Genomic DNA, 18507 nt, shown 5'->3' with positions numbered 1-18507 from the left:
GCCGGGCCGGCGGCGACACCGGTTTTCGCCCCGCCGCCGCGCCGCCGGTCACGGCGTCACCGTGAAGTGGCGGAGGATCGCCGCGGCCAGGTCCTGGTCGCCCTCCGTCTTGATGCGGTCGGCGACCGAGTCCACCGTCACGCGGCCGCAGGCCAGCCGGACGTACGTCTCCCAGTCGAGGGTGAGCGTGGCGGCCGGGCCGAGGGCGGGGGCGGTCTCGAGGGTGCCGCGGCCCTGGATGTCGACGCGGACCGTGCGCAGGAACTCCACCGGGCCGTGGACGTCCACGACCACCGCGGAGCTGCGCGGCGCCTGCGCCAGGTCGGCGACCACGCGCGGCAGTTCGTCGAGCAGGACGTCGCGGGCGACGAGCGCGCCGGGGGAGTCGAGGTCGCCGGGGCGGCCGAGGGCCGTGCGGAGGTCCTGCTCGTGCGCCCACACGTCGAACGCGTGCCGGCGCATCGACTCCTCCAGCGTCAGCTCCGTGCCCAGCGGCCCGCGCACCTTGGTGCCGGGGTCGCGGGACTCGTTGCGCAGCTGGCGGTTGCGCCGGATGATCATCAGCTCCAGCTCGGAGGTCATCTCCGGCGCCGTGTGGTGGCGGCGCACGTCGACCTGCATCTCCATGTACCGCTGGTGGTCGTTGGTGACGTGGAACAGGTCGCGCGGCAGCGTGTGGATCGGCCGGGGGTCGCCGTACATCTCCGAGTCGAGGCCGATGACGTGGGAGACCACGTCACGGACCGACCAGCCCGGGCAGGGCGTGCGCCGGTTCCAGTCGGCCTCCGGCAGCGGCTGCACCAGCTCGGATATCGCCTCGATGGAGTGGGACCAGGCGTCGGCGTAGGGCTGGAGGGCGGGATGCAGACTCACGGAACGGGACCCCTCGGCGGTCGGTACACGGGCAGGTTGTGGCGGCGGTGCCAGTGGGCGATGGCTGCACTGCGCGGGTGTCTCGGGTCTCCCCCGGTTCTCGGCTTCGCTCGAACCGGCGGGACCCCCAAGTTACGCTGCTGACAGGCACCCCGGCAGTGCTTTCGTGTGACGATCGTAGGCCCGTGGACGCGGGTCGAATGCCAGGACGGTGGTAGTGTGCGCGCTTCCTTGCTGCAAGTCGCCGTGAACGAGGACGAATCGGTCGATTCGCGTCGGCGCCGGGTGGCCGCCCTGGTGCGCGATCAGGCCGGGGCGGACCTCGTCGTTCTCCCCGAGCTGTGGACCACGGGCGCCTTCGCCTACGAGGGGTTCGGCACCGAGGCGGAACCCCTGGAGGGACCGACGTACGAGGCGATGGCCAAGGCGGCGAGCGAGGCCGGGGTCTGGCTGCACGCGGGGTCCGTCCCCGAGCGGGACCCCGACGGCACCCTGTACAACACCTCCCTGGTCTTCTCCCCCTCCGGCCGGCTCGCCGCGTCCTACCGGAAGATCCACCGCTTCGGCTTCGACAAGGGCGAGGCCGTGCTGATGGGGGCGGGCGAGGAGCTGGTGACGGTCCGTCTGCCGGACACCGTCGTGGGCGTCGCGACCTGTTACGACCTGCGCTTCCCCGAACTCTTCCGCGGTCTGGTCGACGCCGGCGCGGAGACCTTCGTCGTCCCGGCGGGCTGGCCCGAACGGCGCCGCGCGCACTGGACGCTGCTGGCGCGGGCGCGCGCGGTGGAGAACCAGGCGTTCGTCCTCGCCTGCGGAACGGCCGGGACGCACGCGGGAGTTCCGCAGGCGGGCCACTCCGTCGTGGTGGACCCGTGGGGCGAGGTCCTCGCCGAGGCGGGCCCCGGCGAGGAGGTCCTGACGGTGGACTTCGACCCGGCGACGGTGGCGGGCACCCGGGACCGCTTCCCGGCGCTCAAGGACCGCGTCCTCGGCCTGGACCGCCCCCGCCGCTGACCGGGCAGGACGCGCGCCGGCCCGGCGGTCGCCGGGCTACTCCTCCCGCTCCTTCTCCGCCAGGTGGATCACGCACACCGCCACGGCGATCAGCAGCGCCGGGTCGGCGTCGTCGCGCACGATGTCGACGCCGTAGGTGTCGCGGAGGGTGAGCATGCGGCGGGAGATCACCGCGAGGAGTTCGCCGTCGTACTCGACGGCGAACTCCCGGTCGAGGATCCGCCCGCTGACGTCCAGCTCGGTGCTGCCGTCCGCCAGGGACACCCGGTAGTGGTTGCGCAGCAGCGACAGCCGCTTGCGCCGCACCGTCGCGAGCGGCTCGTCGCCCCGCTCGATCACCATGGTGTCCCGCAGCGCGAGCATCTTCTTGTGGATGTCGATGAGCACGTGCCCCTGGGCGTCCTTCAGCTCGAAGGTGTCCCGCAGCCGCATCGCCTTGCCGTCGACGAGGAAGACCTTGTTGCCGCGGTCGTCCTCGATCCAGTAGTCGTCCCCGATGCCGAGGATCCGGTCCCGTACGAGAAATCTCATGCGCCGAGGGGTTCCCCGCCCGGCCCCTTCCGACGCCGCCGCTAGGCCGACGGGCGGAGCCGATCCCCGCCCGCGTCCGGTGACCGAGGGTGGCACGCTGGACGTATGGACGACGCCGCCTCCGCTCCTCCCGTCCGCCGCTCCGCACGCGTGCGGGCGCCCGAGCTCGCGGGGAAGGGCGGCTGGCTGAACACGGGCGGCGCCGCGTACACCCTCGCCGGCCTGCGCGGACGCGTGGTGCTGCTGGACTTCTGGACGTTCGCCTGCATCAACTGCCTGCACGTTGTCGACGAGCTGCGTGAGCTGGAGGAGCGGCACCGCGACACGCTGGTGGTGATCGGCGTGCATTCGCCGAAGTTCCCGCACGAGGCGGAGCACGCGGCGGTGGCGGACGCCGTGGAGCGGTACGCGGTCGCGCATCCCGTCCTGGACGACCCCGAGCTGACGACGTGGACGCAGTACGCGGTGCGGGCTTGGCCGACGCTGGTGGTCGTCGACCCGGAGGGGTACGTCGTGGCCACGTACTCCGGCGAGGGGCACGTGCCCGAGATCGAGCGCCTGGTGACCGAGCTGGAGGCCGAGCACGCCGCGAAGGGCACCCTCCGGCGCGGCGACCTGCCGTACGCGCCGCCGGAGCCGGAGCCGACGGTGCTGCGGTTCCCCGGCAAGGTGCTGCGGCTGCCGTCGGGGACGTTCCTGGTCACGGACACCACCCGGCACCAGGTGGTGGAGCTGGCCGAGGACGGGGAGACGGTCCTCCGGCGGTTCGGCAGCGGCGAGCGGGGTCTGGTGGACGGACCGGCCACCCTGGCCCGCTTCCAGGAGCCGCAGGGGCTCACCCTGCTCCCCGACGGCGCCGTGGTCGTCGCCGACACCGTCAACCACGCCCTGAGGCGCCTCGACCCGGAGTCGGGCGAGGTCACCACCCTCGCCGGCACCGGCTCCCCCTGGCGCCCCGGGAACCCGACGGACGGCCCGGCCCGGGAGGTGCGCATGTCCTCTCCCTGGGACGTCGTCCGGTGGCGCGACAAGGTGTGGATCGCGATGGCCGGCATCCACCAGATCTGGTCCTACGACCCCGCCGCCGGCACGGTCGCCCGCGAGGCCGGGACCGGCGGGGAGCAGCTCGTCGACGGGCCGGCGACGGAGGCCCTGTTCGCGCAGCCCTCGGGGCTCGCGGTGACGGCGGAAGGGCTGTGGGTGGCCGACTCGGAGAGCTCCGCGCTGCGCCTGCTGGACACGGACGGACGGGTGCGTACGGCCGTCGGAGCGGGACTGTTCGCCTTCGGGTACCGGGACGGGCCCGCGGACGGGGCGCTGCTCCAGCACCCGCTCGGGGTGACCGCGCTGCCCGACGGCTCCCTGGCGGTCTGCGACACCTACAACCAGGCACTGCGCCGCTACGACCCGGCCACCGGCGAGGTGACCACGCTGGCCGGTGACCTGCGTGAGCCCAGCGGCGCGGTGGTCGTCGGCGAGGACGTCGTGGTGGTGGAGTCGGCGCGCCACCGGCTGACCAGGCTGCGGCTGCCCGCCGAGGTGCTTGGCCCGCGGGCGGACACGGAGCGGTCCGTCACCGGGGTCGCCGTCGGTCCCGTGCGTCTGGACGTGGTCTTCACCCCGCCGCCCGGCCAGAAGCTCGACACGCGGGACGGCCCCGCGACCCGCCTGCTCGTGTCCGCCTCACCGCCCGAGCTGCTGCGCAGCGGAGAGGGCGCGGGGAGTGACCTCTCCCGCGCCCTCGAGACGGACCCCGCCGTGGGGCAGGGGGTGCTGCATGTCGTGGCGACGGCGGCTGCGTGCGACGCCGACCCGGGGGTGCTCCATCCGGCCTGCCATGTGCACCGCCGTGAGTGGCGGCTGCCCGTGCGTCCCGGCGCGGGAGGCACGGACCGGCTGGTCCTGGAGCTGTCCGGTGCGGACGGCCCGGGTCCGGCGTCCGGTCAGGCGCCGTACCCGTCGCTGTAGCCGTCGCGCGTGTGGTGGTGCGCACGCGCCGGGTCGTCGACCACCGGGGTGGCGGGGGGCACCACGACCCGCCGACGCCGGGCGATGCTGCTGAAGGTCGCGACGCCGATCAGTCCGACGATCATGAAGATGATGCCGACCAGGTCAAGGTTGACACCCTGCATGTCCCAGTCGGTCGCGAACGTGAGGATTGCTCCCACGGCGATGAGGATGATGCATCCGCCGAGGCCCATAGGTGTCGCCTCCCTGTCCGGTCTTTCCGGTGCGACCCGAGTACCCGCGGGGAGGGCTCCCATGCGCCGCCGGGCGCACGGGAGTTGACCTCCGCTCAGGACGCCGCTGGTGGGAGGCGGTCCGAACTAGCCCTCCAGGAAGGCCGTCAGCGCGTTCGCCAGCAGGAACGGGTCCTTGGCGCCGCAGAGTTCGCGGACGCTGTGCATCGACAGGATGGCCACGCCGATGTCGACCGTCCTGATGCCGTGCCGGGCCGCGGTGATCGGGCCGATCGTGGTGCCGCACGGCATCGCGTTGTTGGAGACGAACGTCTGGAAGGGCACCCCGGCCTTCTCGCAGGCCGCGGCGAACACCGCGCGGCCCGAACCGTCCGTGGCGTAGCGGTTGTTGACGTTGACCTTGAGGATGGGGCCGCCGTCGACGCGCGGGTGGTGCGTCGGGTCGTGCCGCTCCGCGTAGTTGGGGTGCACGGCGTGGCCGGTGTCGGAGGACAGGCAGACGGTGGCGGCGAAGGCGCGGGCCCGGTCCTCGTACGTCCCGCCGCGGGCGAGGACCGAGCGCTCCAGGACGCTGCCGAGCAGCGGGCCGTCCGCGCCGGTGTCGGACTGGGAGCCGTTCTCCTCGTGGTCGAAGGCGGCGAGCACGGGGATGTACGGCAGCTCCGGGCCGCGTGCGGCCGCCGCGGCGAGCGCGGCCGTGCCGGCGTGCACGGACAGCAGGTTGTCCATGCGCGGGCCCGCCACCAGCTCGCGGTCGCGGCCCAGGTAGGCGGGCGGCTCGACGGGGTGCACCATCAGGTCCCAGCCGGTGACCGAGCCCTCGGCGAGCCCCGCGGTCTCCTCCAGGAAGGCGATGAGGTCGCCGTCGCGGACGTCCTCGCCCAGGCCCCACACCGGCTGCATGTGCCGCTGCTTGTCGAGCTTGAGGCCGTCGGAGTTGACGGCGCGGTCCAGGTGGATGGCGAGCTGGGGGACCCGCAGCAGCGGCCGGTCCACGTCGACCAGGCGGGTCGTGCCGTCACGCAGGGACAGCCGCCCGGCCAGGCCCAGGTCGCGGTCGAGCCAGGAGTTGAGCAGCGGTCCGCCGTAGATCTCCACGGCCACCTGGCGCCAGCCGTGCGCCCCGTTGTCGGGCCGCGGCTTCACGCGCAGGTTCGGGGAGTCGGTGTGGGCGCCGACGATCCGGAACGGCGTGTGCGCCGCGGCCCCTTCGGGGACGTACCAGGCGATGATCGCACCGCCGCGCAGCACGTACTTGCCGCCTGCCGTGCCGTCCCAGGCGTCCGTCTCCGCGACCTGCCTGAAGCCCGCCTTCTCCAGCCGCTCGGCGGCGTTCGCCACGGCGTGGTACGGCGTGGGGCTCGCCGCGAGGAAGGACATGAGGTCGTCGGTGTGGCCGCGGTCGAAGCGGGGGGGTTCGCTCATGGGTTCACCTTAACGAGCGGGAGGGCCCGCCTCCCTGTGCGGGAGCGGGCCCTCTCGGAGCGGGGAGGGACTAGAACGCCGCCTCGTCCAGCTCCATCAGGTCCAGCTCGACGCCCTCGGCGACCTTGCGGGCCAGGGTGACGCCCGGCAGGACGTTGGCCGCGAAGAACTTCGCCGCCGCGATCTTGCCGGTGTAGAACGCCTTGTCCTTGGCGGAGGCCGTCGGGAGCTTCTCGGCGGCGATCGCGGCGTGCTTGAGCAGCAGGTAGCCGACGACGACGTCACCGGAGGCCATCAGCAGGCGGGTGGTGTTCAGGCCCACCTTGTAGATGTTCTTGGTGTCCTTCTCGGTGGCCGCGAGGTCGGTGAGCATCAGGCCGACGATGGCCTCCAGCTCGACGGCCGCCTTGGCCAGGTGCTCGCGGGCGCCCGCCAGCTCCTCGCCGCCCTCGCCGACCGCGAGGAACTTCTTGATGTCCTCGGCGAGCGAGTTCAGCGCGGCGCCCTGGTTGCGGACGATCTTCCGGAAGAAGAAGTCCTGGCCCTGGATCGCGGTGGTGCCCTCGTAGAGGGTGTCGATCTTGGCGTCCCGGATGTACTGCTCGATCGGGTACTCCTGCAGGAAGCCGGAGCCGCCGAAGGTCTGCAGCGACTGGGCGAGCTGCTCGTAGGCCTTCTCGGAGCCGTAGCCCTTGACGATCGGCAGGAGCAGGTCGTTCATCGCGTGCTCGGTGGAGGCGTCCTCGCCGTTGGCCTCCTTGAGCTGGATGGCGTCCTGGACCGAGGCGGTGTACATCACCAGGGCGCGCATGCCCTCCGCGTACGCCTTCTGCGTCATGAGCGAGCGGCGCACGTCGGGGTGGTGGGTGATGGTGACCTTGGGGGCGGTCTTGTCCATGAAGTTCGCCAGGTCGGGACCCTGGACGCGCTCCTTGGCGTACTCCAGGGCGTTGAGGTAGCCCGTGGAGAGCGTGGAGATCGCCTTCGTGCCGACCATCATGCGGGCGAACTCGATGATGCGGAACATCTGGCGGATGCCGTCGTGCTTGTCGCCGATCAGCCAGCCCTTGGCGGGGTGCTTGTCGCCGAACGTCATCTCGCACGTGTTGGAGGCCTTCAGGCCCATCTTGTGCTCGACGTTCGTGGCGTAGACGCCGTTGCGCTCGCCCAGCTCGCCGGTCTCGAAGTCGAACTCGTACTTCGGGACGAGGAAGAGGGACAGGCCCTTGGTGCCCGGGCCCGCGCCCTCGGGGCGGGCGAGCACGTAGTGGAGGATGTTCTCCGACATGTCGTGCTCACCGGACGTGATGAAGCGCTTCACGCCCTCGATGTGCCAGGAGCCGTCCTCCTGCTGCACGGCCTTGGTGCGGCCGGCGCCGACGTCCGAGCCGGCGTCCGGCTCGGTGAGCACCATCGTGGAGCCCCACTGCTTCTCCGTGGCGATCTTCGCGATGTGCTTCTGGACCTCGTTGCCCTCCTCGAAGAGGATGCCCGCGAAGGCGGGGCCCGAGGAGTACATCCACACGGCCGGGTTGGCGCCCAGGATCAGCTCGGCGTAGGCCCAGATGAGGGAGCGGGGCGAGGTGGTGCCGCCGATCTCCTCGGGCAGGCCGAGCCGCCAGTACTCGGAGTCCATGAAGGCCTGGTAGCTCTTCTTGAAGGACGCGGGGACCGGCGCCGTGTTGGTCTCCGGGTCGAAGACCGGCGGGTTGCGGTCCGCGTCGGCGAAGGACTCCGCGAGCTCGTTCTCGGAGAGGCGGGCCAGCTCCTCCAGGATGCTCTTAGCGGTCTCGACGTCCATCTCCTCGAACGGGCCCGTGCCGTACAGCTTGTCGCGCCCGAGTACCTCGAAGAGGTTGAACTCGATGTCGCGGAGATTCGACTTGTAGTGCCCCATGGCGACGGCTCCGTTTGAGAGGGATCGGCGAGGGACTGATTCCTCGCAACTGATTCACGTACCGACAAGTAGCTACGATGATGCTACCCGTCGGTAATAAGAAGCAACCCCGATCCGGACATCTGTGACCCAGCCCTCGCGCCGGGTCAGTAGTCTGTGCGCCATGTACGGCTACGACCAGAGTGCGGGGACCCAGCAGGGTTACGTGCCGCCGCAGCAGACGATGCCGGGCGGGTACGGGCAGCAGGCGCCGGCGTATCCCGAACCGTCCGCGCCCTCGCTCGCCGACGCCGTGCGCGCGTTCACCACGGGCCAGATGGCGGCGGAGGACTTCCAGCAGATCTTCGCGACGTCCAAGGTCTACTGCCCGCGCGGTGACAACCCCGGCTTCCTCGCCCTGCACAACACCCAGCAGCCCGTGATCCCGATGTTCACGTCGCTCAAGGAGCTGCGGCGGTACGCCGGCAAGGAGTCCAAGTACTTCGTGATCACCGGCGCCGAGGTGATCGACCTGCTGCCCACCGGCTACGGCTTCGTCCTCGACATGGAGGGCGAGCACCGGATGGTGTTCGACGCCAAGGCCGTCGAGCAGATGGTCGAGTTCGCGATGCGCCGTATGTATGGCTGACGCCCGGCCCCACGACCGCACGGAGCCCGGAGGGAATTCCCTCCGGGCTTTGTCGGTTCGGGGTGACAAGAAGTTCAACGCTCAACTAAAGTGGGCGTACCCGAGGAGGTACCGATGCCTGCAGTGACCGTCGAGAACCCGTTGACGCTGCCCCGTGTGACCGCTCCCGCCGACGCCGTGGCCCGCCCCGTGCTGGCCGTCACGACCGCTCCCAGCGGTTTCGAGGGCGAGGGATTCCCGGTGCGCCGGGCGTTCGCGGGGATCAACTACCGCCATCTCGACCCGTTCATCATGATGGACCAGATGGGTGAGGTGGAGTACGCGCCGGGCGAGCCCAAGGGCACCCCGTGGCACCCCCACCGCGGCTTCGAGACCGTCACCTACATCATCGACGGGATCTTCGACCACCAGGACTCCAACGGCGGTGGCGGCACCATCACCAACGGCGACACCCAGTGGATGACGGCCGGCGCCGGTCTGCTCCACATCGAGGCGCCGCCGGAGCACCTGGTGATGTCCGGCGGACTGTTCCACGGCCTCCAGCTGTGGGTGAACCTCCCCGCCAAGGACAAGATGATGGCGCCCCGCTACCAGGACATCCGCAGCGGCAGCGTCCAGCTGCTCACCTCCCCGGACGGCGGCGCGCTGCTCCGCGTCATCGCCGGTGAGCTGGACGGACACGAGGGCCCGGGCATCACGCACACGCCGATCACGATGATCCACGCCACGCTCGCCCCCGGCGCGGAGGTCACCCTGCCCTGGCGGGAGGACTTCAACGGCCTGGCGTACGTCATGGCCGGGCGCGGCGCGGTGGGCGCCGAGCGGCGTCCGATCCACCTCGGCCAGACCGCGGTGTTCGGCGCGGGCGGCTCGCTGACCGTCCGCGCGGACGAGAAGCAGGACTCCCACACGCCGGACCTGGAGGTCGTCCTGCTCGGCGGCCGGCCCATCCGTGAGCCGATGGCGCACTACGGGCCGTTCGTGATGAACACCAAGGACGAGCTGATGCAGGCCTTCGAGGACTTCCAGAAGGGCCGCCTCGGCACCGTCCCCGCCGTCCACGGCATGACGGAGAAGGGCCCCGACCAGGACTGAGTCCCGGTCCGTGCGCAGGACGTCGCGGCGACGGCCCCGGTCACCCGGGGCCGTCGCCGTTCTTCTGCTCGTAGAGCTCGAACCAGATGCTCTTGCCGCGGCCGCGCGGGGCGACGCCCCAGGTGTGGGCGAGGAGCTCGATCAGCAGCAGGCCGCGGCCCGAGGACGCCAGCTCGCCCGGGCGCCGCGGATGCGGGAGATCGTCTCCGGAGTCGGTGACCTCCACCCGGATACGGCGGCCGTCGCCGCCGTCCGTGACCTCGGCGAGCAGCAACGCGTCGGAGTCGGTGTGCACCAGCACGTTGGTCAGCACCTCCGACAGCAGCAGCACCGCCGAGTCCACCTGGTCCGGCGAACCCCAGTCGTGCAGCAGCTCGCGCAGCTGCTGCCGGGCGACGGACACCCGCTCCGGCTCGGCCTGCGCCACCGTGAGCGCCGTGCGGCGCACCGGGGGCGGGGGCGTGTCCTCCGCGCCGCAGCCGCAGTCGGCGCCCTGCCGGGTGAGCAGCAGCAGCGCTATGTCGTCCTCGCGGCGGTCGGCCAGCGGCCCGGTGGTGTGGTGCGACGAAGGGCCGTGCACCGCCTGCACCAGCGCGTCGGCCAGCTCCTCCTGCGTGCCGCGGTGCCGCTCGAGAATGTCCCGCAGTCGCTGCCAGCCGGTCTCCAGGTCGTGTCCGCCGGTCTCGATCAGCCCGTCCGTGCAGATCAGCAGCGTCTCGCCGGGCTCCAGGATCAGCCGGGTGGTCGGGTAGTCGGCGTCCGGGTCGATGCCCAGCGGCAGCCCGCCCTGCGCCGACCGGGTCAGCACCGTCCCGTCGGCCATCCGGATGACCGGCTCGGGATGCCCGGCGCGGGCCACCTCCAGCACTCCGGTCGCCGGGTCGACCTCGGCGTACAGACAGGTCGCGAAACGCAGATCGGTCGAGTCCTCGCCGATGCCGTGCAGGAAACGGGAGGCGCGGGACAGCACGGCGTCCGGCCGGTGTCCCTCCGAGGCGTACGCCCGCAGGGCTATCCGCAGCTGTCCCATCAGCCCCGCCGCCCGTACGTCGTGCCCCTGCACGTCACCGATGACCAGCGCGAACCGTCCTCCCCCGGACCTCGTCCCGGAGGCGCCCCCGGGCAGCGGGATCACGTCGTACCAGTCACCGCCCACCTGGAGGCCGCCGCCGGTCGGCACGTAGCGGGCGGTGACGTCCATGCCCGGGATGCCCGGCCCGAGCTTCGGCATCATCGTGCGCTGGAGCCCCTCGGTGAGCTCCTTCTCGGTCTCCGCCGTGCCCGCGCGGGACAGCGCCTGGGCCAGCATCCGGGCCACCGTGGTCAGCACGGACCGCTCGTCGGGGGTGAAGGCGACCGGGTAGGCGAAGGCGGCCAGCCAGGCGCCCATGGTGCGGCCGGAGGCGGTCAGCGGCAGGAACGCCCAGGACTGGCGGCCGAAGCGCTGGGCGAGCGGCCAGGTGAGCGGGTAGCGCGCCTTGTACTCGTCCGGGGAGGAGATGTAGACCGCGCGGCCGGTGCGCACCACCTCGGCGGCCGGGTAGTCGGTGTCGAGCGGCATGTAGAACGGGCTGTCGGCGCCGGGCTCGTGCCCGTGGTGGCCGATGATCGTGAGCCGGTCGCCCTCCACGCCGAACACGGCCAGGCCGTCCGGGGTGAACCCCGGCATGGAGAGGTTGGCGGCGACCCGCAGCACCTCCTCGGTGGAGCGCGCCTCGGCCAGGGCGCGGCCGGCGTCGAGCAGGAACGCCTCTCGGGAGCGCCTCCAGTCGCCGGTGACCGCGCTGCGTGCGGCGGGTGTGCCCGGCGCCGGCTCGGTCACCTCCTGGAGGGTCCCGGTCAGGACGTACGCCTTGCGCTCGGGCTCGTAGGAGGGCTTGGAGCGGCTGCGGACGACGCGGACGACGTTGTTCTGGTCGTCCATGATCCTGATACGCACCTCGGCGAGGGTGCCCTCCGCGACGGCCAGCTGGATGATCCCGGTGATCTCGTTCCAGTCGACGGGGTGGAAGCGGGCCCGGACCTGCGCCTCCGTGAGGGTGGCCGGTTCGGCGGACAGCCCGAGCAGCCCTGCTGCGACGGCATCGACCGTGACCTCTCCGGATGCGGTGTCCCAGTGCCACACGCCGGTTCCGAGGGCGGCGAGGACGTCCCCCAGGGCGGGCAGGGGCTCACCAGTGCGCATTGCACCACTTTAGGAAGATGCTCCCGGAAACTTCCACCCATGTCGTTTGGCCGACCCCTTGGATGACCTTGACCGGCCCCCGCGAAAGGGCGGAGCGGTGATCTTGGCCCGGCCGGTAGGCTTGGGGGGAGTTTCACGTGAAACAACGACCCCGATCCGCGAAGGCTGGATGAACGACGATGCATCGGTACAGGTCCCACACCTGCGGCGAGCTCCGCGCCTCTGACGTCGGCACCGACGTCCGGCTGAGTGGCTGGCTGCACAATCGGCGCGACCTGGGCGGCATCCTCTTCATCGATCTGCGCGATCACTACGGGATCACCCAGCTGGTGGCCCGTCCGGGCACCGAGGCGTACGAGGCGCTCGACAAGCTCTCCAAGGAGACCGTGGTCCGCGTCGACGGCAAGGTCGTCTCGCGTGGTGCGGAGAACGTCAACCCCGACCTGCCGACCGGCGAGATCGAGGTCGAGGTCTCCGCGGTCGAGGTGCTGGGCGAGGCGGCCCCGCTGCCCTTCACCATCAACACCGAGGACGGTGTCAACGAGGAGCGGCGCCTGGAGTACCGCTTCCTCGACCTGCGCCGCGAGCGCATGCACCGCAACATCATGCTGCGCACCCAGGTCATCTCGGCGATCCGCCAGAAGATGACCACCCTGGGCTTCAACGAGATGACCACGCCGATCCTGTCCGCGACCTCCCCCGAGGGCGCGCGCGACTTCGTGGTCCCGTCCCGTCTGAACCCGGGCAAGTTCTACGCGCTGCCGCAGGCCCCGCAGCAGTTCAAGCAGCTGCTGATGATCTCGGGCTTCGACCGCTACTTCCAGATCGCGCCCTGCTTCCGTGACGAGGACGCCCGCGCCGACCGCTCGCCGGGCGAGTTCTACCAGCTCGACGTCGAGATGAGCTTCGTCGAGCAGGAGGACGTCTTCCAGCCGATCGAGAAGCTCATGACCGAGCTGTTCGAGGAGTTCGGCAACGGCCGTCACGTCACCTCGCCGTTCCCGCGGATCCCGTTCCGCGAGGCGATGCTGAAGTACGGCTCCGACAAGCCGGACCTGCGCGCCCAGCTCGAGCTCGTCGACATCACCGACATCTTCGAGGGCTCGGAGTTCAAGGCGTTCGCCGGCAAGCACGTGCGCGCCCTGCCGGTGCCGGACGTCTCCGGCCAGCCGCGCAAGTTCTTCGACCAGCTGGGCGACTACGCGGTCTCGCAGGGCGCGAAGGGCCTCGCCTGGGTGCGCGTCGGCGAGGACGGCTCGCTGACCGGCCCGATCGCGAAGTTCCTCACCGAGGAGAACGTCGCCGAGCTGACCAAGCGGCTGGCGCTGGCCCCCGGCCACGCGGTCTTCTTCGGCGCGGGCGAGTTCGACGAGGTCTCGAAGATCATGGGCGCGGTCCGCGTCGAGGCCGCCAAGCGCGCCGGCCACTTCGAGGAGAACGTCTTCCGCTTCTGCTGGATCGTCGACTTCCCGATGTACGAGAAGGACGAGGAGACCGGCGCGATCGACTTCTCGCACAACCCCTTCTCGATGCCGCAGGGCGGCCTTGAGGCCCTGGAGAACCAGGACCCGCTGGACATCCTGGGCTGGCAGTACGACATCGTCTGCAACGGCGTCGAGCTGTCCTCCGGCGCGATCCGGAACCACGAGCCCGAGATCATGCTCAAGGCGTTCGAGATCGCGGGCTACGACCGTGAGACGGTCGAGGAGAAGTTCGCCGGCATGCTCCGCGCGTTCCGCTTCGGCGCCCCGCCGCACGGCGGCATCGCCCCCGGCGTGGACCGCATCGTGATGCTCCTCGCCGACGAGCCGAACATCCGCGAGACGATCGCCTTCCCGCTCAACGGCAACGCCCAGGACCTGATGATGGGCGCGCCGACGGAGCTGGAGGAGGCGCGGCTGAAGGAACTGCACCTGTCGGTGCGGAAGCCTCAGCCGAAGTAGTCCGCGACGTAGACGAAGGGCCCGGAACCTGACCGGTTCCGGGCCCTTCGCCTTGCTCAGAACAGGTCGACGGACTCCTTGAGCACCCCGGCGAACGCACCGTAGGCGGCACACCGGACGGAGTGCCGCCGCCGGCGGCGCCGGGCGAACCCGACGGCGAGAAACACCGCGAAGACGCCGCAGACCACGACCCCCGCGACCGGGCCGACGAAGGCGGACGCGAGCCCCGCGACACCGCCCCAGAGGGCGACCGGCACCAACGACCCGCGCAACAGCGTCCGGAACGGAATGGGCCGCGCGCCCGCGGGCAGCACACCCTGGTGGAACACCTCGATGTGATTCCGCGTGACGCAGTGCTCGGGGCGCATGCCGGACATTCGATCACCGGAGGCGAGGGATCAGGAAGAGGCGGTGTCGTCCTCGCCGCTGAAGAGGTCCTCGGCCTTGGAGACCGTCAGGGAGCGGTCGAACCAGGTGGTGAGGGTGTCGAGGTCGGTGCAGCCGGTGATGCGCTCGCGCGCATCGTCCGAGACGACAAGCCCACGCACCTTCAGCGCGTGCAGGATGTCTTCCGCCTTGCCTTCCGCCTTCCCCTCCAGGTACTTCTCCTCGAAGAGCGTCCCGTGTCCCGGGAAGTGGGTGACGACGTTCTGCATCAACTTCCTCCAACTTGCCTTGGCCGAAGTGGACTCCAGCCCGACTTCCACGACTTCGAACCAGTACCGCGTGACGTCCGGCTCGAAGGACACGAGTCCGCGGGCGACCGCTTCCAGTATGGCCGCGGACCGCTTGCTCTGGCTGTGCACGATGGCCGAGAGGGCGGCGAGGGCGGGTTGCTGGGCCACCACCGCCTCGTCGGTGACCTCCGGGACCGTTTGCGGTCCCAGCACGAAGGGCCGGGTGATCTGCGTGGTCCACGGGCCGACCGAGCACTCGAAGGGGCCCATGGCCCATGCGGCCGTCGAAGGGTCGCGGCACACGGCGACCAGCAGGACCGGCAGGTCGTACTTGGCGCGCAGATACGAGACGTAGTACGCCCAGTTCCTGGCCTTCTCAGGATCCTTCTTCGTCTGGGCCTCGACGGCCAGGACGAAGTGTTCTCCCATGTCGGGCTCGAACATGAGCACCGTGTCGGCGCGGCGCTCCATCGGACGGATCTCGGTCGTGTCCGGGGAGAGCTCGTGGAAGTCCGTCTTCGCCGGCGGCGGCAGCCCCAGTGCCTCGAAGACGGGGGCGAGCGCCTCCGGGTGCTCCTGGAAGAGCCGGTGGGAGGCCTCGTGGGTGGCGGTGACCATGAGCGGCACGGTAGGGCGCTCATGGTCCCGCGTCGGCTGCTACTCCGGTGTGTTCACCCGTTCGAGGGTGGAAGGAACGTTCCCGCCGGTCAGCGGGCGACGAACTGGGTGAGGATGGCCTGGACCTCGTAGATGTCGACGCCCTTCGTGAAGGTCTTCTGGATCGGGGTCGGGGAGCTGGAGATCCAGATCTTCAGTTCGGCGTCGAGGTCGAAGTGGCCCGCGGTCTCCACGGCGAAGTGGGAGATGCTGCGGTACGGGATCGAGTGGTACTCGGTCTTCTTGCCGGTGATGCCCTGCTTGTCGACCAGGATCAGTCGGCGGTCCGTGAACAGGATCGTGTCGCGTATCAGCAGGAACGCCGCGTGCACCTGCTCGCCGTGGCCCAGGAGCCGGGCGTAGTCCTGCTGGGCCTTGGCCGGGTCGACGGTGTGCGCGTTGCCGAAGAGTGCCATGGTTCGGGTTCCCCCCACGTGTGGTCGTTCGTTCCTCACGCGATCTTCGCAAAGGGTGCGGCCCCGGGAGAAGCGTCGTGTTCTCCCGGGGCCGTCCTGTAGCGCGCGTGTTACGCGGGACGGTGGGACGTGAGCGACTGCGTGCCCAGGACCGACAGCAGGCGGAGCTTCTCCGCGGCCTCGCTGCCCGGTTCCGCCGAGTACACGAGGATGCGCAGGTCGTTGCCCTCCACGCGCAGCACGTCGCAGTCCAGCGTCAGCGCGCCCACGTCGGGGTGGTCGATCGTCTTGACGGAGGACTCCACGCGGCCCACGGCCCCCGAGTCCCACAGTTCGGCGAACCGGTCGCTGCGCGCCCGCAGTTCGTCGATCAGTTCGCGCAGCCGCAGGTCGGCCGGGTAGCGGCCGGCCACGGACCGCAGTTCCGCGACCACGCGCGTCTCGAAGTCCCGGAGCTCCTCGGGCGTGCGCCGGATCCGGCCGGGCGGGCCGAGGAAGTGGTTCCAGACCCGGTTGCGTGCGAAGCCGCGCAGGGCGGACGGGTCGCCCATCAGCGCCGCGTACATCGGGTTGGCCACCAGCAGGGTCATCGCCGCGTCCAGGACGACGACCGGGGTGTCGACGAGGCGGTCGAGGAGCCGCTGCACGCTGGGCGTGAGATAGCAGGGCACCGTCTCAGGCCCGGGAGGGGCGAGCCCCGCCAGCAGGAACAGGTGGGCGCGTTCGTCCGGGTCCAGCCGCAGGGCGCGGGCCAGCGCCTCGACGACCTGGGACGAGGGGCTGGTCGCGCGGCCCTGTTCGAGACGGACGATGTAGTCGACCGAGATGCCGGCCAGCATGGCCAGCTCCTCCCGCCGCAGCCCCGCCGCCCGCCGCCGTCCGCCTTGCGGCAGACCGGCCGACCGCGGGGAGACCCGGTCGCGCCAGCGGCGCAGCGCCCGCCCCAGCTCCGTCGTCGCCATGTCTCCAGTGAACCGCGCGGCAACGGCGCGTGCCTGGTACCGCGAGTCCCAGGAAAAGGAGGCGCCTGGCTGCCCCGGCGGGGCGGAGTGACAGTGAAGCCATGAGTACGACACTGATCACCGGGGCCAACAAGGGCCTCGGATTCGAAACCGCCCGCCGCCTCGTCGAGGCGGGTCACACCGTCTGGGTCGGCGCCCGGGACGCCGAGCGGGGCCGTCAGGCAGCCGAACGCATCGGGGCGCACTTCGTCCAGCTCGACGTCACCGACGACGCCTCCGTGGAAGCGGCCGTGAAGACCGTGGAGGCCGAGGGTGGCCTCGACGTCCTGGTCAACAACGCCGGCGTCGAGCCCCGCGGCGAGGGCAACGCGATCCCCAAGGGCGAGGACACCACCGTCGAGGAGATGCGCACCGCCTTCGAGACGAACGTCTTCGGCGTCGTCCGGGTCACCCACGCCTTCCTGCCGCTGCTGCGCCGGTCTCCCGCGCCGGTCGTCGTGAACGTCAGCAGCGGCCTGGCGTCCCTGACCCGGCTGTCCGACCCCGAGTCGTTCGCGCACTTCTACCCGGCGATCGCCTACCCGGCGTCCAAGGCCGCGGTCAACATGATCACCGTGCAGTACGCGAAGGCGCTGCCGGACTTCCGGGTGAACGCCGTGGAGCCGGGCTTCACCAGGACCGACCTCAACGGCAACACCGGCACCCAGAGTGTCGAGGAAGGCGCGGAGATCATCGTCCGTATGGCGGCCGTCGGCCCCGACGGGCCCACGGGGACCTTCAGCGATCGCAGCGGACCTCTGCCCTGGTGACACCACCGGCGACGGCGCACAAGGGCGAAAGGCCCGGGAACGCGGAGTTCCCGGGCCTTTCGGTGTGCGTGGTGCGTGTTACGCGGTGGGCTTCTCCTCCAGGCGGGGGAAGAGGACCGCGCCCTTGGTGACCGTGGAGCCGGCGGGGAGGAGGCCCCAGGTGGCGGACTCCTGGACCTTCTGGTCGGCGAGGGCGCCCAGGGCGGGCTCCGCGCCGAGGGAGTCCCACAGCTTCTGGGAGGTCTCCGGCATCACCGGGTTGAGCAGGACGGCCACCGCGCGGAGCGACTCCGCGGCCGTGTAGAGGATCGTCGCCAGGCGGGCCTTGCCCTCCGGCGAGTCGTCCTTGGCGACCTTCCAGGGCTCCTGCTCGGTGATGTAGCCGTTGACCTGCTTCACGAAGTCGAAGACCGCCAGGATGCCGCCCTGGAAGTCCAGCTCCTCGCCGATCTTCCGGTCCGCCTCCGCGACCGCCTTCGCCAGGCCCTCGTGGATCGCCTTCTCCGCGTCGCCGTCGGCCGTCGCGGCCGGCAGCTCGCCGCCGAAGTACTTGCCGACCATCGCCGCCACGCGGGAGGCGAGGTTGCCGTAGTCGTTCGCCAGCTCGCTGGTGTAGCGGGCGGAGAAGTCCTCCCAGGAGAAGGAGCCGTCCTGGCCGAAGGCGATCGCGCGCAGGAAGTACCAGCGGTACGCGTCCACGCCGAAGTGCGAGGTCAGGTCCTGCGGCTTGATGCCGGTCAGGTTCGACTTGCTCATCTTCTCGCCGCCGACCATCAGCCAGCCGTTCGCGGCGACCTTCCCGGGCAGCGGGAGGCCCTGCGCCATCAGCATGGCCGGCCAGATGATCGCGTGGAAGCGGAGGATGTCCTTTCCGACCAGGTGCACGTCGGCGGGGAACGTCGACTCGAACTTCTCCGGGTTCTCGTTGTAGCCGACGGCCGTCGCGTAGTTCAGCAGCGCGTCGACCCACACGTAGATGACGTGCTTGTCGTCCCACGGGACCTTGACGCCCCAGTCGAACGTCGAGCGGGAGATGGAGAGGTCCTGCAGGCCCTGGCGGACGAAGTTCACGACCTCGTTGCGCGCGGACTCGGGCTGGATGAAGCCCGGGTTGGCCTCGTAGTGCGCGAGCAGCTTCTCGCTGTACTCGCTGAGCTTGAAGAAGTAGTTCTCCTCGCTGAGGATCTCCACCGG

General features: G+C 70.8%; 17 protein-coding genes. 6 read left to right on the top strand and 11 right to left on the bottom strand.

Annotated elements, in window-relative coordinates:
* Window positions 1-48: 48 nt before the first annotated feature.
* The gene (locus tag ACQZOG_RS00085) at window positions 49-873 is read right to left on the bottom strand and encodes a maleylpyruvate isomerase family mycothiol-dependent enzyme (protein WP_033273189.1); all 825 of its coding nucleotides are present in this window, start codon (window positions 871-873) and stop codon (window positions 49-51) included.
* 219 nt (window positions 874-1092) lie between these two features.
* Here ACQZOG_RS00085 and ACQZOG_RS00080 point away from each other — a divergent pair, with 219 nt between their 5' ends.
* Complete coding sequence (locus ACQZOG_RS00080; RefSeq protein WP_354795666.1) at window positions 1093-1887, top strand: carbon-nitrogen family hydrolase; 795 nt, start codon at window positions 1093-1095, stop codon at window positions 1885-1887.
* A 36-nt stretch (window positions 1888-1923) separates the two neighbouring features.
* Here the strand turns inward: ACQZOG_RS00080 and ACQZOG_RS00075 are convergent, their stop codons facing one another.
* On the bottom strand, window positions 1924-2418 hold the full coding sequence (locus ACQZOG_RS00075) for an LURP-one-related/scramblase family protein (RefSeq protein WP_033273187.1): 495 nt from the start codon (window positions 2416-2418) through the stop codon (window positions 1924-1926).
* A gap of 105 nt (window positions 2419-2523) precedes the next feature.
* Between ACQZOG_RS00075 and ACQZOG_RS00070 the strand changes: the two genes are divergently transcribed.
* The gene (locus ACQZOG_RS00070) at window positions 2524-4386 is read left to right on the top strand and encodes an NHL domain-containing thioredoxin family protein (protein ID WP_033273186.1); all 1863 of its coding nucleotides are present in this window, start codon (window positions 2524-2526) and stop codon (window positions 4384-4386) included.
* Here ACQZOG_RS00070 and ACQZOG_RS00065 read toward each other — a convergent pair.
* The 3 genes from ACQZOG_RS00065 to ACQZOG_RS00055 form a co-directional block, all read right to left on the bottom strand.
* Window positions 4362-4619, bottom strand: coding sequence for a DUF6458 family protein (locus tag ACQZOG_RS00065; protein ID WP_033273185.1), 258 nt, complete (start codon window positions 4617-4619; stop codon window positions 4362-4364). The two genes, ACQZOG_RS00070 and ACQZOG_RS00065, sit on opposite strands and share 25 nt — an antisense overlap.
* Before the next feature lie 126 nt (window positions 4620-4745).
* Window positions 4746-6044, bottom strand: a complete 1299-nt coding sequence (locus ACQZOG_RS00060) for a M18 family aminopeptidase (RefSeq protein WP_230228873.1) — start codon at window positions 6042-6044, stop codon at window positions 4746-4748.
* A 70-nt stretch (window positions 6045-6114) separates the two neighbouring features.
* Window positions 6115-7941, bottom strand: coding sequence for an acyl-CoA dehydrogenase (locus ACQZOG_RS00055; protein ID WP_033273183.1), 1827 nt, complete (start codon window positions 7939-7941; stop codon window positions 6115-6117).
* Between the two features lie 163 nt (window positions 7942-8104).
* Here ACQZOG_RS00055 and ACQZOG_RS00050 point away from each other — a divergent pair, with 163 nt between their 5' ends.
* Both ACQZOG_RS00050 and ACQZOG_RS00045 read left to right on the top strand, forming a co-directional pair.
* Window positions 8105-8569: an SseB family protein gene (locus tag ACQZOG_RS00050; protein WP_033273182.1), complete on the top strand. Its 465-nt coding sequence runs from the start codon at window positions 8105-8107 to the stop codon at window positions 8567-8569.
* A gap of 114 nt (window positions 8570-8683) precedes the next feature.
* Complete coding sequence (locus tag ACQZOG_RS00045; RefSeq protein WP_033273181.1) at window positions 8684-9664, top strand: pirin family protein; 981 nt, start codon at window positions 8684-8686, stop codon at window positions 9662-9664.
* A gap of 40 nt (window positions 9665-9704) precedes the next feature.
* Here the strand turns inward: ACQZOG_RS00045 and ACQZOG_RS00040 are convergent, their stop codons facing one another.
* On the bottom strand, window positions 9705-11849 hold the full coding sequence (locus tag ACQZOG_RS00040; protein WP_037640684.1) for an ATP-binding SpoIIE family protein phosphatase: 2145 nt from the start codon (window positions 11847-11849) through the stop codon (window positions 9705-9707).
* A gap of 179 nt (window positions 11850-12028) precedes the next feature.
* Between ACQZOG_RS00040 and aspS the strand changes: the two genes are divergently transcribed.
* Window positions 12029-13792, top strand: coding sequence for an aspartate--tRNA ligase (gene aspS, locus ACQZOG_RS00035; RefSeq protein ID WP_033273179.1), 1764 nt, complete (start codon window positions 12029-12031; stop codon window positions 13790-13792).
* Between the two features lie 56 nt (window positions 13793-13848).
* Here the strand turns inward: aspS and ACQZOG_RS00030 are convergent, their stop codons facing one another.
* The 4 genes from ACQZOG_RS00030 to ACQZOG_RS00015 all read right to left on the bottom strand — a co-directional run bounded on the left by ACQZOG_RS00030 (window position 13849) and on the right by ACQZOG_RS00015 (window position 16504).
* Window positions 13849-14160: a hypothetical protein gene (locus tag ACQZOG_RS00030; RefSeq protein ID WP_193467855.1), complete on the bottom strand. Its 312-nt coding sequence runs from the start codon at window positions 14158-14160 to the stop codon at window positions 13849-13851.
* A 30-nt stretch (window positions 14161-14190) separates the two neighbouring features.
* On the bottom strand, window positions 14191-15087 hold the full coding sequence (locus ACQZOG_RS00025; RefSeq protein ID WP_037643956.1) for a hypothetical protein: 897 nt from the start codon (window positions 15085-15087) through the stop codon (window positions 14191-14193).
* Window positions 15088-15176: 89 nt separating this feature from the next.
* Complete coding sequence (locus ACQZOG_RS00020) at window positions 15177-15542, bottom strand: PH domain-containing protein (protein ID WP_019525900.1); 366 nt, start codon at window positions 15540-15542, stop codon at window positions 15177-15179.
* Between the two features lie 110 nt (window positions 15543-15652).
* Window positions 15653-16504 (bottom strand): helix-turn-helix domain-containing protein, encoded by an 852-nt coding sequence (locus tag ACQZOG_RS00015; protein ID WP_193467854.1) that lies wholly within the window; start codon window positions 16502-16504, stop codon window positions 15653-15655.
* Window positions 16505-16605: 101 nt separating this feature from the next.
* On the opposite strand from ACQZOG_RS00015, the gene ACQZOG_RS00010 reads away from it, so the two are divergent.
* On the top strand, window positions 16606-17313 hold the full coding sequence (locus tag ACQZOG_RS00010; protein WP_230228877.1) for an SDR family oxidoreductase: 708 nt from the start codon (window positions 16606-16608) through the stop codon (window positions 17311-17313).
* A gap of 78 nt (window positions 17314-17391) precedes the next feature.
* On the opposite strand, the gene ACQZOG_RS00005 is transcribed toward ACQZOG_RS00010, so the two are convergent.
* Window positions 17392-18507, bottom strand: a 1116-nt coding sequence (locus tag ACQZOG_RS00005) for a methionine--tRNA ligase (RefSeq protein WP_430741180.1), incomplete at its 5' end; no start/stop codon positions are given.

This window comes from Streptomyces sp. P13-3-3 (genome assembly GCF_050571355.1).
Lineage (GTDB): Bacteria > Actinomycetota > Actinomycetes > Streptomycetales > Streptomycetaceae > Streptomyces > Streptomyces althioticus.
Note: the sequence above shows the minus strand (reverse complement) of the source record. Positions and strands in the feature narration are given on the sequence as shown.

Excerpts from the sequence above, each read along its gene's own strand:
- ACQZOG_RS00075 (WP_033273187.1), bottom strand. The coding sequence starts at position 2,418 with ATGAGATTTCTCGTACGGGACCGGATCCTCGGCATCGGGGACGACTAC.
- ACQZOG_RS00070 (WP_033273186.1), top strand. The coding sequence starts at position 2,524 with ATGGACGACGCCGCCTCCGCTCCTCCCGTCCGCCGCTCCGCACGCGTG.
- ACQZOG_RS00065 (WP_033273185.1), bottom strand. The coding sequence starts at position 4,619 with ATGGGCCTCGGCGGATGCATCATCCTCATCGCCGTGGGAGCAATCCTC.
- ACQZOG_RS00060 (WP_230228873.1), bottom strand. The coding sequence starts at position 6,044 with ATGAGCGAACCCCCCCGCTTCGACCGCGGCCACACCGACGACCTCATG.
- ACQZOG_RS00055 (WP_033273183.1), bottom strand. The coding sequence starts at position 7,941 with ATGGGGCACTACAAGTCGAATCTCCGCGACATCGAGTTCAACCTCTTC.
- ACQZOG_RS00050 (WP_033273182.1), top strand. The coding sequence starts at position 8,105 with ATGTACGGCTACGACCAGAGTGCGGGGACCCAGCAGGGTTACGTGCCG.
- ACQZOG_RS00045 (WP_033273181.1), top strand. The coding sequence starts at position 8,684 with ATGCCTGCAGTGACCGTCGAGAACCCGTTGACGCTGCCCCGTGTGACC.
- ACQZOG_RS00040 (WP_037640684.1), bottom strand. The coding sequence starts at position 11,849 with ATGCGCACTGGTGAGCCCCTGCCCGCCCTGGGGGACGTCCTCGCCGCC.
- aspS (WP_033273179.1), top strand. The coding sequence starts at position 12,029 with ATGCATCGGTACAGGTCCCACACCTGCGGCGAGCTCCGCGCCTCTGAC.
- ACQZOG_RS00030 (WP_193467855.1), bottom strand. The coding sequence starts at position 14,160 with ATGCGCCCCGAGCACTGCGTCACGCGGAATCACATCGAGGTGTTCCAC.
- ACQZOG_RS00025 (WP_037643956.1), bottom strand. The coding sequence starts at position 15,087 with ATGGTCACCGCCACCCACGAGGCCTCCCACCGGCTCTTCCAGGAGCAC.
- ACQZOG_RS00020 (WP_019525900.1), bottom strand. The coding sequence starts at position 15,542 with ATGGCACTCTTCGGCAACGCGCACACCGTCGACCCGGCCAAGGCCCAG.
- ACQZOG_RS00015 (WP_193467854.1), bottom strand. The coding sequence starts at position 16,504 with ATGGCGACGACGGAGCTGGGGCGGGCGCTGCGCCGCTGGCGCGACCGG.
- ACQZOG_RS00010 (WP_230228877.1), top strand. The coding sequence starts at position 16,606 with ATGAGTACGACACTGATCACCGGGGCCAACAAGGGCCTCGGATTCGAA.